The following is a 14537-nucleotide window of genomic DNA, read 5'->3' on the forward strand; positions in this document are numbered from 1 at the left end:
GCTGCCATGTTGCTCGAAGTGCGCGATCTGCACGTGGAGTTCCACACCCGGGACGGCGTCGCCAAGGCCGTCAACGGGGTCAACTACTCGGTGTCCGAGGGGGAGACGCTCGCCGTCCTCGGCGAGTCGGGCTCGGGCAAGTCCGTCACCGCCCAGGCGATCATGGGCATCCTCGACATGCCGCCCGGGAAGATCAGCGGGGGCGAGATCCTCTTCAAGGACCGCGACCTGCTGAAGCTCAAGAACGAGGAGCGCCGGCGGATCCGCGGCCAGGAGATGGCCATGATCTTCCAGGACGCGCTGTCCTCGCTGAATCCGGTCCTCAGCGTGGGCGCGCAGCTCGGCGAGATGTTCGTCGTGCACCGGGGGATGTCACGGGGCGACGCCAAGGCCAAGGCGATCGAGCTGATGGACCGGGTGCGCATCCCGGCGGCCCGGCAGCGGGTGGGCGACTTCCCCCACCAGTTCTCCGGCGGTATGCGCCAGCGCATCATGATCGCGATGGCGCTGGCCCTGGAGCCCGACCTGATCATCGCCGACGAACCGACCACCGCCCTCGACGTGACCGTCCAGGCCCAGGTGATGGAGCTGCTGGCGGAGCTGCAGCGCGAGCTCAACATGGGCCTCATCCTCATCACCCACGACCTCGGCGTGGTCGCCGACGTCGCCGACAAGATCGCCGTGATGTACGCGGGCCGGATCGTCGAGACCTCGCCCGTCCACGAGATCTACGAGGCGCCGGCCCACCCGTACACCAAGGGCCTGCTGAGGTCGATCCCGCGCCTGGACCAGAAGGGCCAGGAGCTGTACGCGATCAAGGGGCTGCCACCCAACCTGCTGCACATCCCGCCGGGCTGCGCCTTCCATCCGCGCTGCCCCATGGCGCAGGCCGTCTGCCGCACGGACGTGCCGCCGCTCTACACCGTGGACGAGGAACGCCGGAGCGCCTGCCACTTCTGGAAGGAGACGCTCGATGCACGCTGACGAGACGGGCAGCGGGGGCGGCGGTTCCACGCTCCAGGCCGAGGCGACCGTGCGCCCGTACGCCGAGGGCGACCCGATCCTGGAGGTGCGCGGGCTGGTCAAGCACTACCCGCTGACCCGGGGCATCCTGTTCAAGAAGCAGGTCGGCGCGGTCAAGGCCGTCGACGGCGTGGACTTCGACCTCGCGGCGGGCGAGACGCTCGGCATCGTGGGGGAGTCCGGCTGCGGCAAGTCGACCGTCGCCAGGATGCTCGTCCACCTGGAGCCGCCGACCGAGGGCTCGATCCGCTACAAGGGCGAGGACGTCACCAAGCTGTCCGGGCGCGCGCTGAAGGCCGTACGCCGCAACATCCAGATGGTCTTCCAGGACCCGTACACCTCACTGAACCCGCGCATGACGGTCGGCGACATCATCGGGGAGCCGTACGAGATCCACCCCGAGGTCGCGCCCAAGGGGAGCCGCCGGCAGAAGGTGCAGGACCTGCTCGACGTCGTCGGTCTGAACCCGGAGTACATCAACCGGTATCCGCACCAGTTCTCCGGCGGTCAGCGCCAGCGCATCGGGATCGCCCGGGGCCTCGCGCTCAACCCCGAGATCATCGTCGCCGACGAGCCGGTCTCCGCGCTCGACGTGTCCGTCCAGGCCCAGGTCGTCAACCTGCTGGACCGGTTGCAGACCGAATTCGACCTGAGCTTCCTCTTCATCGCGCACGACCTGTCGATCGTCCGGCACATCTCCGACCGGGTCGGCGTCATGTACCTGGGCAGGATCGTCGAGATCGGCACGGACGAGGAGATCTACGACCATCCGACGCACCCCTACACCCAGGCGCTGCTGTCGGCCGTCCCGGTGCCCGACCCGACGGCCCGCGAGCACCGCGAGCGGATCATCCTGCACGGTGACGTGCCCTCCCCGGCGAACATCCCGTCCGGCTGCCGCTTCCGCACCCGGTGCTGGAAGGCGCAGGAGCGGTGCGAGCTGGAGGTGCCGCTGCTGGCGGTCCCGGCGGTCTTCCGGGACACGGGGACACCGGCCCGGCACGACTCGGCGTGCCACTTCGCCGAGGAGAAGCACGTGGTGCCGCCCGAGGACCTGCGGGAGACTCCCGAGGATGACAAAGGGTGATAAAGGAGCCTCATGTTCGTTAACACAGAGGCAACTTGACCGTCGTCACACCGATATACGGATCTCCCACCATAGAGAGCGTACGGCCGTGCGGGTGCCGTGAACCGGCCGGGGCGTTCATCACGTCGCCCCGGCCGGTTACCCGTTCCCGCCCTTCCCCACAGGTCCCCTTGTCCATCGGCGGACCGCGGTGGAGTATCGCCGGTGTGATACTCACACGGGGAGCCAGAATCACCGGAGCGGTGCTGTGCGCCGTGCTCGCGGCCGTCGTCGCGGGATGGATCGTGCGGGATCTCCGGGCCGTCGGCGACGTAGCGGTCCTGCTGCGTTACTGGGCCGGTTACACGGACGGCCGGCCGAAGGCACTGCCCGCCACCCTCCAGGCCGACCCGGTGCTGCTCGTCGTCTACGTCCTCGCCCTGATCGCCGCGCTGCGCTCCTCGGTCGCCGCGTCCACACTGGTCGCCACCGGACTGATCACGCTCGCCCTGCGGCTGCCGGGCGTCTGGACCATCGGATCGTCCTGGATGGACGGGCGGTTCGGCGACGAACTGCGCACCCGCGCCCTCATCGGCACCTTCGTCGCCCTGGCCGCCGGCCTCGCGCTCGTCGTCACCGGAGCCGCGGGCCGCAGACAGCCCGACGACACCTACGAGCCGCGGCCCACCCGGCCCGGACGCGGCGCCGGAGTCACGGCCTTCCTGGTGCTCGGCACCTCGGGGGCGGTCCTGATCGCCTGGGAGATCCGCCAGCTCTTCACCCTGCCCGACGCGATCTATCCCGCCTGGTTCATCGGCGGAGAGGCCCTCACGCTCGGGCTCACGGCCACACCGCCCGGCTGGAGCAGCATCGCGCTGGGGACGGCCTGCCTCGTGGTGGCGTGGACCGCGCTCTTCCGCGCCGTCCACGCCCGTCCGCTCGGCATGATCGTCGCCGGATTCCTGCTGGTCTCCGGCGGCTGCGGAATCGCCCGCGTCCTCGACAACGGGTGGCTGGAGCACTTCGGCGGGGAGCCGGTCGAGCAGCAGCTCAGCATGGGCACGTCGTTCCTCCTCGTCTTCGCGGGGGCCGCGGCACTCCTCGTCCTGGCCCGCAGGGGCTTCGAGAGCGCCGACGGACAGAACGAGGGGTACGGCGGCTACGGCTATCCGCAGACCGGGGCGCCGGGCTACGGCTATCCGCAGACCGGGGCACCCGGCTACGGCTACCCGCAGGCCGACACGCCCCGTTACGGCTATCCGCAGAGCGGCGGCGGGCCGGGCAACCCGCCGCCGCCCGCGTCCCCGCCGCCCGGCTGGTGACAGCCGGGACCAAGGGGCTCCGCCCGGGGCCTACGCCCTGGGCAGCCCCAGGGACCGCCGGAGGAAGTCCACCTGGAGCAGCAGCAGATTCTCGGCCACCTGCTCCTGCGGGGTCATGTGCGTCACCCCGCTCAGCGGCAGCACCTCGTGCGGGCGTCCGGCGGACAGCAGCGCGGACGAGAGCCGCAGCGCGTGCGCGACCACCACGTTGTCGTCGGCCAGACCGTGGACGATCATCATCGGCCGCACCGTGCCGGCCGGATCGGAAAGCCCCTCGTCCGTGACCAGGGAGTTGCGGGCGTACACCTCGGGCCGGGTCGCGGGGTCGCCGAGATAGCGCTCGGTGTAGTGGGTGTCGTACAGCCGCCAGTCCGTCACCGGAGCGCCGACGACGGCCGCGTGGAAGACATCGGGGCGTCGCAGCACCGCGAGTGCCGAGAGGTAGCCGCCGTACGACCAGCCGCGCATGGCCACCTTGGAGAGATCCAGCGGGAAGCGCCCGGCCAGTGCGTGCAGCGCCTCGACCTGGTCGTCCAGGGTGAGCGTGAGATCGTCCCGCACCGCCTTCTCCCAGCCGGGCGAACGGCCGGGCGCGCCCCGGCCGTCCGCGACGATCACGGCGAAGCCGTGGTCCGCGAACCACTGGGACGTGAGGTGCGGATTGTGGGCCGCGACCACCCGCCGGCCGTGCGGGCCGCCGTAGGGATCCATCAGGACCGGGAGCGGCCCGTCCGATTCCTTGTAGCCGGTGGGGAGCAGCACGGCGCACGGGATCCGCCGTGCGCCCCCCTCCGTCAGCCGGACGTTCGCGGTCAGGACCGGCTCCTGGGCGAGATTCGCCACATCGGCGATCCGCTTGCCGTCCCGCAGCACCCGCACGGTCGTTCCGGGGTGCTCGAGGGACGCCGACACCAGCACCGTCACGCCGCCCGCGCGCACCGCGGAGTGCACCCCGGAGTCCTCGCTGACGCGCTCCACGCCCAGCTCGTTGACCCGGTACACATGGCTCTGCCCCGTCTCCGGGTCCGCCGCGCCCTCACCCGCGGTCGCCTGCACCAGGATGTCGGACTCCCCGATGTCCAGCACCGCCTGGATGTGCAGCTGGTCGCCGGTCAGCAGCCGGTCGCCGACCGAGAGCACCCGCGCGCCCCCCTCGTCGGCGACCCGCACGAGCCGCCCGTCGGGCGCCCAGGCGGGCACCCCGGCGAAAAGATCAAGCCACACGTCGTCCTCGTCGACGTGCACCGTGCGGGTCGCGCCGCTCTCCGTGTCGACGGCCAGATACAGCTGACTGCGCTGGTCACGGGCCTGCACCAGAAGCAGCGGGGCGCCGTGCGAGGACCAGTGGACCCGCGCCAGATAGGGGAAGCGGGACCGGTCCCAGACAACCTCCGTGCGGGCCCCGTCCAGGCTCATCACGAAGAGCCGCACCTCGGCGTTGGCCGTCCCCGCCGCCGGATAGGCCACCTCGGCCGGCTTGCTCCCGGGGTGTGCCGGATCGGCGATCCACCACCGCTGTACGGCGCTGTCGTCGGCCCGGGCGACCAGCAGGCGGTCCGAGCCCGGCGACCACCAGAAGCCGCGGTAGCGGCTCATCTCCTCGGCCGCGACGAACTCCGCCAGGCCGTACGTGGTGTGCGCGTCCTCCGGTTCGGCGACCGGCCGGTCACCGTCGCCCTCCGCCCCCACGACGCGCAGCGCGCCCCGCGCCACGTAGGCGATGTGCCGGCCGTCGGGGGAGGGGCGCGGGTCGATCACCGGACCCGGTACGGGCAGGGCACGTGCCGTGCCCGCCCTCAACTCGGCGACGTACGCCTTCCCGGAGAGCGCGAAGGCCGCCAACTCGGCCGCGTCGTCCACCGCGTAGCCCACGACGCCCGCCGAGCCCTCCCGGGTCCGCTCGCGCCGCGCCCTCTCCTGGGGCGACAGCTTCTCCGCCGAACCGCCCAGCAGGGTGCCGGGATCGGCCGCGACCCGCTCCTCGCCCGTCCCGGTGTCCAGCACCATGAGCCGGTTCGTCCGGTCGGTGCCGGAGGCCGACCGGAGGAACAGCACCCGCGTCCCATCCGGTGAGACGGTGAAGGCGCGGGGTGCGCCGAGGGCGAACCGCTGGGTCCGGGCGTGCTGGCGTGGAAAGGTCAACTTCTGCGAGGTCATGGCCCCGAACCTAGCTGGCGGCGACCCGTCCGTGCGCCCCTCGTGCTGCTGTGCCCCGATCAATGCGTCGGCACGGATAGTTATGATCCGTAGCGCTCGGTGGGTAAGAACCTGCTGGCTCCATGTGTGCTGCCTGTCCCGACCGTACTGATGGAGGTGAACCGCCGTGGCACTCTCGATTTCGGCGGTGGTGCTGCTGGCGATCGTCGTCTTCCTGCTGATCCGGAAATCCGGACTGAAGGGCGGACACGCGGTGGTCTGCATGTTGCTCGGCTTCTACCTCGCGAGCTCGTCGATCGCCCCGACCATCTCGGAGGTGACGTCGAACGTGGCAGGCATGATCGGGGGCATCAAGTTCTGACGTGTACCCCGCCGGGCGCCCCCGTCACCGTGGGGCGTTCGGCCGGTGGGCCGGCCTGCTCGTAGGGTGGTCCCATGAAGGACCTCCCCACCCGCCGTCTGCTCCTGGTGCACGCGCATCCCGACGACGAGTCGATCAACAACGGCGCCACCATGGCCAGGTACGCGGCCGAGGGCGCCCACGTCGCCCTCGTGACGTGCACCCTCGGCGAGGAGGGCGAGGTCATCCCGCCGGACCTCGCGCATCTCGCCGCCGACCGGGACGGCGGACTGGGCGAGCACCGCATCGGCGAACTCGCCGCCGCGATGCGGGCGCTCGGGGTCACCGACCACCGGTTCCTGGGCGGCCCCGGCCGGTTCCGTGACTCCGGGATGACGGGCACCGAGCAGAATCACCGGCCCGGCGCCTTCTGGGCCGCCGACCTCGACGAGGCGGCCGGCCACCTCGTCGGAGTGATCCGCTCGCTGCGCCCCCAGGTCCTCGTCACGTACGACCCCGACGGCGGCTACGGCCACCCGGACCACATCCAGGCGCACCGCGTCGCGATGCGCGCGGCGGACCTGGCCGCGGATCCCGCGTACGACGCCGACGCCGGAGCCCCGCACACCGTCGCCAAGATCTACTGGAACCGGGTGCCCCGCTCCGTGGCCGAGGCGGCCTTCACACGGCTGCGGGAGACCGCCCCCGACGCCTTCCCGGGGATCGCCGCGGTCGACGACGTGCCCGGTGTCGTGGACGACGCGGGGATCACGACGGAGATCGACGGTACGGCGTACGCCGCGGCGAAGACCGAGGCCATGCGGGCGCACGCCACTCAGATCGCCGTAAACGGGCAGTTCTTCGCTCTTTCGAACGACTTGGGTCAGCCCCTTTTCACCACCGAGTACTACGAGTTGGTGCGGGGCGCCCCGGGCGGGGACGACGGTTCCCGCGAGCACGACCTCTTCGCGGGCGTGCCGGACGCGGCCCTCGGACCGGGAGCACAGGCATGAGCAGCAGGCAGAGGCCACGCGCCTCGTCGGAGGCGCCGCGCACCAACGCCCCGCCGAGGAGCCCCGAGCCCACCGGTCTCGCCGCGCCCTTGAACCCCGCGCGGATCCCCCTGTACGTGGGACTCGCGGTGCTCGGCGCGGTCGTCGGGATCGCGGGCACCCTCGTCCAGGCGGCCCTGTTCCCGGGCGGGTTGCTGCTCGCCCTCGCGGCGTCGGCGGGTCTGTTCTACGGCGGCCGGGTGCTGACAGGGACACAGCTCGGCGCACTGGCACCGGCGGTGGGCTGGTTCATCGCCGTCGTGGTCCTTCTCGGCGGGCGTCCCGAGGGCGACTACGTCTTCGGCCAGGAGCTCGGCCTGGCGCTCTTCATGCTCGGAGGGACGGCCGTCGCTGTGATGTGTGCCACGATGTCGCGGCTGCCGTATCCGGCCGGCGACACCGGCCGAACCGGCACGTGATGTGGTATGTCCGCTCCCGGATTGCCCCTCCGCGCGGTGATGGGTGCATCCTTGTTCCCCCCGGGCGCGGCGAGTCTTACGGTGGCGGCCAGTATGGTGGTGCGCGCGCCGAGCCGTCCCCTGGCCTGCGGCATGGGGGAAGTACGGGCGGCGGAGCCAATCGGGAGAACCTGCTTTGAGTCGTGAAACTGACAGTTCGCCCTCCGGGCCCCAGGGGCGCGGAGGAGCGGCGTACCCGTCGGGTACGCCGCCGTACGGATCACGCCAGTATCCGTCGCCGCACCCGTCCCAGGACGGGGCGGAGGAGTCTCCGGAGCCTGCGGGTCCGCCTCAGCCCGAGGAGCCCAGAACCGAGACGACGCTGACGACGCGTATCCGGATCAACATCCCGGGCTCGCGTCCGATCCCGCCTGTCGTCATGCGTACGCCGATGAGTGACGCGTCCGCCGACCGCCCGGACCCCGAGCGCACCGGCTCCACCCCGCGGCCCGGCGCACCCGCGCCGTCGTCCGGTGGAGCGCCCGCTCCCGGCCCGGACGCGCGCGACGGCGGCCCGGCTGCCGACGCCCCGGCCGAGAAGCCGGCCAGGGAGAAGAGCGGCAGCGACTGGTTCGCCCCGCGCAAGGCCCCGGCCCCTGTCCCGGGTGCGGGCGCCGCACCCGCGGCCTCGGCTCCGGGCGCACCCGGCCAGGGTCCCGGCCCCGGTCGGGGTCCCGCCGGGCAAGGCCCGGTCCAGGGCCCCGGTGGTGGATCCGCCGGCGGTCCTTCCGGCACCGGCCGTGGACCGACACCGCCCCGCACGGACGCGCCGTACTTCCCCGACGGTCCGCAGCAGCCCGGCGACCGGGGCGGCGCGCCCCGTCCGGGCCGCAGCGCCCTCGACGACCTCGACTCCGGCCCTCGGTCCACGCCGAACCCCGGAATGCGGCCGCCGGCCGGCCCGGGACCCTCCGGGCCCACCACCGGCCCGGCCACCGGAAGTTCGTCGCTGACGCCGAACCTCGACCGTCTTCCCGGCGGGCCCGGCCAGGCGCCCGGCGGCCCGTCCGGCCCCCGGCACGGCGGCCCCGGCGGCGTACCCCCGCGGATGTCGGACGACACCGCGATCCTGACGCCGCAGGCTCCCGCCCCGGGGCCCGGCTCCGGCTCCGGCGGCCATGTCTCCGGCGACACGCTCACCAGCGGTATCCCCGTCATCCCCGCGGAGCCCCGTTCGGCGTTCCCGGGCGGACCCGGCGGGATCCGGCCGCCCGAGGGCCTCATGGGCGGCGGACCGGTGAACGAGGGCGCCCCGGCGCCCGCTCCGGCACCCCGGCCCGCTCCGAAGGCCGCGGCGCCCGCCAGGAAGGGCCGCTCCAAGGTGGTCCTGCTGGGCGTGGCAGTCGTCGTGCTGCTCGGTGTGGCTTACGGCGCCGGCCTGCTGATGAACCACTCCGAGGTCCCCAAGGGCACCACCGTGCTCGGCGTCGACATCGGCGGCGGCACGAAGGAGGAGGCGGTCACCAAGCTCGAGGCCGCCCTCGGCAAGCGCGCCCAGGCACCTCTGCGGCTGTCCGTGGACGGCAAGGAGGAGAAGCTCGCCCCCGACAAGGCCGGCCTCACCCTGGACAGCCAGGAGACCGTCCGTGGCGCCGCGGGCAGTGACTACAACCCGGTCTCGGTGATCGGCTCCCTGTTCGGGGGGGCACGTCCCGCCGACCCGGTGATCCCGGTCGACGAGGAGAAGCTCGGGGTCGCGCTGACCGACCTGGCCGGCGTCTCCGGCTCCGCCAACGACGGCACGATCAAGTTCGAGCCGAACAAGGCCGTGGCCGTCCCGGGCAAGTCGGGGAAGTCGCTGGACGTCAACCGGTCGATGATCTCCGTACGCGACGCCTATCGCGCGCAGGTCCAGACCGGTGAGCCGGCTGTCGTCGAACTGCCGGTGGCCGCCACCGAACCCACCATCACCAAGGCCGAACTGGACCGGGCGATGAAGGAGTTCGCCGAGCCGGCGATGTCCGGCCTGGTCACCATCAAGGCAGGGCCCAAGCAGATCGACTTCGGCCCCGCGAAGTCCCTGCCGCAGATCCTGTCCATGAAGCCGGTCGACGGCAAGCTGGTCCCCGTCTACAACAGGGAAGCGATCGACACCCTGCTGGACGGCGTCTTCGACGGCATCATGATCACCAAGGGTGACGGGAAGAAGCACCAGGTCAGCTCGACCGACGTGGCCCAGGCCATGCAGGGCGCGCTGCTCGGCAAGACCCCCGCGGAGCGCACCGTCGCGATCGACCTGACCGGCGCGGGCTGACCGGACGCGACGCACCCGCACGACCCGCCCTCGCCCGGGCCTCCGGGCGGGGGCGGGCCGTCGTAAGGCCCCGGCACGCAGAGGAGACGGATCATGGCCACCCCGTGGAGTCTGACGATCGACTGCGCGCACCCGAAGGCCCTGGCGGGATTCTGGGCGCAGGCGCTCGGCTACGTGGAGAAGCCGCCGCCCGCCGGATTCGGCAGCTGGGAGGAGTGGTTCGCCCACCACGACGTCCCGGAGGAGGAGTGGGACGACGGCGCCTATCTGTCGGACCCGGACGGCACGGGCCCGAGCCTGTCCTTCCTGAAGGTCCCGGAGCCCAAGACGGCGAAGAACCGCCTGCACCTCGATGTGCAGGCGGGCGGCGGCCGCGAGACCCCGTGGGAGACCAGGTGGCCGCGGGTGGCCGAGGCGGTGGAGCGGCTGACGGCCGCCGGCGGCACGGTCATCCGGGTGCACGAGTTCCAGGGGCGGCCGGACCATGTGGAGATGGCCGACCCGGAGGGTCATGAGTTCTGCGTGGTCTGAACGGCACGTGTGACCGGACGGGACAGGGGAAGGACACCCCCTAGTTCAGCAGCGCTCTGGCGGCCTGGGCGCGGTGGCGGATGGCCTCGGCCGCCGTCGGCTCGATGCCGTCGACGATCTCGGCGTACTCGTCCATCTCCGCCGCCCCCCGCAGGAACTCCCCGCGCTGCACCAGGAGCTGGGCCCGCTCGTAGCGGAGCCTGGCCGGGTGCGAGGGCAGCAGCAGGGAGAGTTCGAGGGCCCACAGCGCCACGTCCGTACGTTCGGGACGTGCCGCCGCCCAGGCCCGGACGTTGTTCAGGATCCGCAGCACCGTCTCCAGGTGCCTGGCGGGCACCGGCGTCGCCGCCGCCGGGGGCCCTCCGGTCACCCCGGTCACCATCAGGTCCGCGTCCTCGCCGCTCAGGGGCGCACCGCCGGCGAAGGGGTCGGCCAGCACCCGCTCGGCCGGGTCACCGAAACCGACCACGTAATGGCCGGGGAGGGCCAGCCCGTAGACGGGCGCCCCGGCCCTCCGCGCGACCTCGATCCAGACCACGGACAGCAGGATGGGCAGCCCCCTGCGACGCCGCAGCACCTGCTGGAGCACCGACGAGTCCAGCCGCTGGTAGTCCGGGGACGAGCCCGAGAAACCGCAGCGCTCGCCGAGCAGTTCGGCCAGTGCGGACGCCCACGCGCGGGCGTCGCGGGCTCCGTACGGCAGGAGGCCGGCCAGCCGGTCCAGCTCGATCTGCGCCGCGTCGATGCCGTGGGGATCGGCGTCCCCGGGCGACGGCGGCGCGGCCTCCGCGCCGAGCAGCAGGCAGAGCAGCGCGAGGTCGGGCCGTTCGGCGCGCGCCTCCTCGGCGAACCGCCGTCGCCGTTCGGCCGTGCCGGAATCCTCGGCGCTCATGTGTGTACGTCCCCCTTGCTGCTCTCCCCGCTACGCGGGCCGGAAGTGGTGATAGCTGTGGTGGGTGGCGAAGCCCATGCCGTCGTACAGCGCACGGGCACCTTCATTGTCCGCCTCCACCTGGAGCCACGCGGCCGAGGCGCCCTCGTCCAGCGCCGTGCGGGCCAGCGCCGTCATGACGGCCGTCGCGAGACCGCGGCGCCGATGCTCCGGGCCCACCTCGACGGCCATGAACCCCGCCCAGCGGCCGTCCACCACGCAGCGTCCGATCGCGGCGGGCACCCCCGCCGGACCGTCGCCCGGGACGGAGGCGAACCACACCGAAGGCCCGCTGCCCAGCACCTTCAGCACATGGGGCCCCGGGGTCTCGAAGCGCTGGTACCGGGAGAGCCACGCCTCGTCCGGCTCACGGGCCATCCGTACGGCGGAGATGTCCGCGTCCAGGTCCCCGACGGGTGCGAGCGCCGCGATCCGCACCTCGGCGGTCACCTCGCGCCGCCACCCGTGCCCCTCCAGGTCCGCGCAGAGCGCCTCCTGCGTGCCCTCGGCGCCCGTGGCGGTCTGGACGTAGGCGGGCAGGCCCCGTTCCCCGTACCAGCGGCGGACACGCCCGAGCGCCTCGCCGATCGGGAGACCCGCATCGCCGAGCGGCAGCACGGAGTTGGCGCGGCGGGTGAATCCACCGGCGGCGCGCAGCCGCCAGTCGCCCAGGAGTTCGCTCTCGACCGGCTCCCAGGCGCGCGCGGTCGCCCGGGCGAGTTCGCCGAACGACGCGGCGGGACCGCGGCGGCGAGCCGGGGCCGGGGGCACCACCTTGCCCGCCACCAGCGCCGATTCCGCGATGCGGATGCTCTCGCCGTTCTTCGTCGTGACCGACAGCACTCCGCCGTCCCACGATGTGAGAACCCCGACCGTGTCGGTGAACTTCGCGGCCTCGCCCCGCACGTCGGCGGCGCGCCGCACGGACACGCGTTTGCCCACGTCAGCAGGGGTTATGCGAACCTCGAGTCGTCCGCCCATGGTGAATTCCACAGCTCTGTCTGCCCCTCCTGTTCGGATCGTGCCCCGGAACGGAGATACTAGGGGCGGGCATCGACGACGCCGCGCTCCCGCGCGAGAGCCAACGCCCTACCGAGGAGGAACGACAGCGTGACCTACGTCATCGCGCAGCCTTGTGTCGACGTGAAGGACAAGGCCTGCATCGAAGAGTGCCCCGTCGACTGCATCTACGAGGGCTCCAGGTCCTTGTACATCCATCCGGACGAGTGTGTCGACTGTGGAGCCTGTGAGCCGGTCTGCCCGGTCGAGGCCATCTTCTACGAGGACGACACCCCGGAGGAGTGGAAGGACTACTACAAGGCGAACGTCGAGTTCTTCGACGACCTCGGCTCGCCGGGTGGCGCCTCCAAGCTGGGGCTCATCGAGCGCGACCACGCGTTCATCGCCGCGCTGCCGCCGCAGAACCAGTAACGGCCTCACCGCGGCAGGGAGTGAGCCGGCTCCCTGCCGCGGGGCGAGCAGCCGGCGGCGGCACGAGCGCCGCCCGGTCCCGTACGGCTTGTCACCGTGCGGGGCCGAGGCGTTTCCCGGCCGCCACGCCACCGTACGAGAAAGCAGAGTCCCGTGTCCGCAGCAGCTCCCGTCTCCTCCCGTCTCCCGGTCTTCCCCTGGGACAAGCTGGCGCCCTACAAGGCGACGGCCGTGGCCCATCCGGACGGCCTCGTGGACCTGTCGGTCGGTACGCCGGTCGACCCGGTGCCCGCGCTGATCCAGCGGGCTCTGGTCGACGCGTCGGACAGCCCCGGCTATCCGACGGTGTGGGGGACCGAGGCGCTGCGTGACGCGCTGACCGGCTGGGTGGAGCGCCGGCTCGGTGCGGCGGGTGTGAGGCACGAGAACGTGCTGCCGGTCGTCGGCTCCAAGGAACTCGTCGCCTGGCTGCCGACCCAGCTCGGTCTCGGCGCGGGCGACAGGGTCGCCTACCCGCGGCTCGCCTACCCGACGTACGAGGTCGGCGCGCGGCTCTGCGGCGCCGAGCCCGTCGTCTACGACGACCCGACGGAGCTGGACCCGGAGGGCCTGAAGCTGCTCTGGCTCAACTCCCCGTCCAACCCGACGGGCCGCGTCCTGCCGAAGGACGAGCTGACCCGGATCGTCGCCTGGGCGCGCGAGCACGGGGTGCTGGTCTTCAGCGACGAGTGCTACCTGGAGCTCGGCTGGGAGGCCGAGCCCGTCTCCGTGCTCCACCCGGACGTCTGCGGGGGCACGTACGAGGGCGTCGTCGCCGTCCACTCGCTCTCCAAGCGCTCCAACCTCGCCGGTTACCGCGCGGCCTTCGTCGCGGGTGACGCGGCCGTCCTCGGCGAGCTGCTCCAGATCCGCAAGCACGGCGGGATGATGACCCCGGCCCCCGTCCAGGCGGCGACCGTCGCGGCGCTGGGCGACGACACGCACGTGGCGGAGCAGCGGGAGCGCTACGCGCGGCGGCGCACGGTGCTGCGGGCCGCGCTGGAGGCCCACGGCTTCCGGATCGAGCACAGCGAGGCGAGCCTCTACCTCTGGGCCACGCGCGACGAGCCCTGCTGGGAGACCGTGGCGCGTCTGGCGGAGCTCGGCATCCTCGTGGCGCCGGGCGACTTCTACGGGCCGGCCGGCGACCGCTTCGTACGGGTGGCCCTGACGGCCTCGGACGAGCGCGTGGACGCGGCGGTCAAGCGGCTGGCCTGAGGGCTGTCCCCCAGTACGCCGAGGGGCCCCGGGAGTGCGGACTCCCGGGGCCCCTCCGTGCGCTCGTAGCAGCGCGTGGTCCGGCGGATCAGCCGATCGGCAGGCCCTCGGTCGGCAGGCCCTTGGTCGGGAGGCCCTTGGTCGGGAGGGTGTCCTCCGTCAGCTCGCCCTCCGTCACGGTCCCGGCCTTCTGGAGGGTCTCGCCCGCGGCGGGAAGGGTCGTGCCGACCACCTTGCCGCCGGTCTTGTTCGCCACCTCGGAGCCCTGCTTCGAGGCGGAGTCCAGCGTGCTGCTGAGTCCGGCGCCGTCCAGCGAGGTGAGGCCGCCGAGCGCGGGGGTCTGCGGGAGCCCCGCGGCACCCGCGGCACCGGCCGCGCCGACCACGGGGGCCGCACCCGCGGCGATCAGCAGTGCGGCACGGGCGATCCGGCGGGTCAGGGGGAGGGACATGATGCTCCTTCGACGGGACGTCAACGGTTACGCGGCGGATGTGGAATCCGCCTGTCCGGTGATCGGACGCACTGAACAACCGGTCCGGGGGCGGGGAAGGTTGCGGGGCACCGAGGTAAAGACTGAGTAATGCGTCAGATAATCCGCAACGGAGGAACCCGGGCGAACGGCGCATTCGGCGAGCGCCTGATGAACCGTCACTTCCCTGCGCGGGCAAGGGGATCAGCCCGGAGTGCGGGGTCGGGGAAACGGTCGTGGCAGCGG

Annotated in this window: 14 protein-coding genes; 10 read left to right on the forward strand and 4 right to left on the reverse strand. The window is 72.5% G+C overall.

Annotated elements, in window-relative coordinates; all coding sequences use genetic code 11:
- The first annotated feature begins 6 nt into the window (after positions 1-6).
- The 3 genes from ACIBCU_RS09930 to ACIBCU_RS09940 all read left to right on the forward strand — a co-directional run bounded on the left by ACIBCU_RS09930 (position 7) and on the right by ACIBCU_RS09940 (position 3411).
- A complete protein-coding gene (locus ACIBCU_RS09930; protein ID WP_362936817.1) occupies positions 7-984 on the forward strand; it encodes an ABC transporter ATP-binding protein in 978 nt (325 codons plus the stop codon).
- Positions 974-2110 carry a dipeptide ABC transporter ATP-binding protein gene (locus ACIBCU_RS09935; RefSeq protein ID WP_362936820.1) on the forward strand — a complete coding sequence of 379 codons (1137 nt, stop codon included), beginning with the start codon at positions 974-976 and terminating at the stop codon, positions 2108-2110. The genes ACIBCU_RS09930 and ACIBCU_RS09935 overlap by 11 nt, the downstream gene beginning before the upstream one ends.
- 206 nt (positions 2111-2316) lie before the next feature.
- Positions 2317-3411 carry a hypothetical protein gene (locus ACIBCU_RS09940; protein ID WP_399230487.1) on the forward strand — a complete coding sequence of 365 codons (1095 nt, stop codon included), beginning with the start codon at positions 2317-2319 and terminating at the stop codon, positions 3409-3411.
- Between the two features lie 30 nt (positions 3412-3441).
- On the opposite strand, the gene ACIBCU_RS09945 is transcribed toward ACIBCU_RS09940, so the two are convergent.
- Positions 3442-5568 carry an alpha/beta fold hydrolase gene (locus tag ACIBCU_RS09945; RefSeq protein WP_399230489.1) on the reverse strand — a complete coding sequence of 709 codons (2127 nt, stop codon included), beginning with the start codon at positions 5566-5568 and terminating at the stop codon, positions 3442-3444.
- A 166-nt stretch (positions 5569-5734) separates the two neighbouring features.
- Between ACIBCU_RS09945 and ACIBCU_RS09950 the strand changes: the two genes are divergently transcribed.
- From ACIBCU_RS09950 to ACIBCU_RS09970, 5 genes are all read left to right on the forward strand, one after another.
- Positions 5735-5929: a hypothetical protein gene (locus tag ACIBCU_RS09950; RefSeq protein ID WP_014154257.1), complete on the forward strand. Its 195-nt coding sequence runs from the start codon at positions 5735-5737 to the stop codon at positions 5927-5929.
- A 74-nt stretch (positions 5930-6003) separates the two neighbouring features.
- Positions 6004-6921 carry an N-acetyl-1-D-myo-inositol-2-amino-2-deoxy-alpha-D-glucopyranoside deacetylase gene (gene mshB / locus ACIBCU_RS09955; RefSeq protein ID WP_399230491.1) on the forward strand — a complete coding sequence of 306 codons (918 nt, stop codon included), beginning with the start codon at positions 6004-6006 and terminating at the stop codon, positions 6919-6921.
- Positions 6918-7379: a DUF6113 family protein gene (locus ACIBCU_RS09960; protein ID WP_362936832.1), complete on the forward strand. Its 462-nt coding sequence runs from the start codon at positions 6918-6920 to the stop codon at positions 7377-7379. Before mshB ends, ACIBCU_RS09960 begins: the two co-directional genes overlap by 4 nt.
- Before the next feature lie 175 nt (positions 7380-7554).
- Positions 7555-9672 carry a hypothetical protein gene (locus tag ACIBCU_RS09965; protein WP_399230495.1) on the forward strand — a complete coding sequence of 706 codons (2118 nt, stop codon included), beginning with the start codon at positions 7555-7557 and terminating at the stop codon, positions 9670-9672.
- A gap of 93 nt (positions 9673-9765) precedes the next feature.
- On the forward strand, positions 9766-10203 hold the full coding sequence (locus ACIBCU_RS09970; RefSeq protein WP_362936838.1) for a VOC family protein: 438 nt from the start codon (positions 9766-9768) through the stop codon (positions 10201-10203).
- 40 nt (positions 10204-10243) lie between these two features.
- On the opposite strand, the gene ACIBCU_RS09975 is transcribed toward ACIBCU_RS09970, so the two are convergent.
- Together ACIBCU_RS09975 and ACIBCU_RS09980 are read right to left on the reverse strand one after the other, a co-directional pair.
- Positions 10244-11095: a transglutaminase-like domain-containing protein gene (locus ACIBCU_RS09975; RefSeq protein ID WP_362936841.1), complete on the reverse strand. Its 852-nt coding sequence runs from the start codon at positions 11093-11095 to the stop codon at positions 10244-10246.
- Between the two features lie 30 nt (positions 11096-11125).
- Positions 11126-12127: a GNAT family N-acetyltransferase gene (locus tag ACIBCU_RS09980; protein WP_399230498.1), complete on the reverse strand. Its 1002-nt coding sequence runs from the start codon at positions 12125-12127 to the stop codon at positions 11126-11128.
- 117 nt (positions 12128-12244) lie between these two features.
- Here ACIBCU_RS09980 and fdxA point away from each other — a divergent pair, with 117 nt between their 5' ends.
- Positions 12245-12565, forward strand: a complete 321-nt coding sequence (fdxA, locus tag ACIBCU_RS09985; protein ID WP_014154250.1) for a ferredoxin — start codon at positions 12245-12247, stop codon at positions 12563-12565.
- 153 nt (positions 12566-12718) lie between these two features.
- Complete coding sequence (gene dapC / locus ACIBCU_RS09990; RefSeq protein ID WP_362936847.1) at positions 12719-13822, forward strand: succinyldiaminopimelate transaminase; 1104 nt, start codon at positions 12719-12721, stop codon at positions 13820-13822.
- 88 nt (positions 13823-13910) lie between these two features.
- Here the strand turns inward: dapC and ACIBCU_RS09995 are convergent, their stop codons facing one another.
- Positions 13911-14273 carry an ATP-binding protein gene (locus tag ACIBCU_RS09995; RefSeq protein WP_399230501.1) on the reverse strand — a complete coding sequence of 121 codons (363 nt, stop codon included), beginning with the start codon at positions 14271-14273 and terminating at the stop codon, positions 13911-13913.
- Positions 14274-14537: the final 264 nt, after the last annotated feature.

It is taken from the genome of Streptomyces sp. NPDC051064 (assembly GCF_044455985.1).
In the GTDB taxonomy this organism is placed as follows: domain Bacteria; phylum Actinomycetota; class Actinomycetes; order Streptomycetales; family Streptomycetaceae; genus Streptomyces.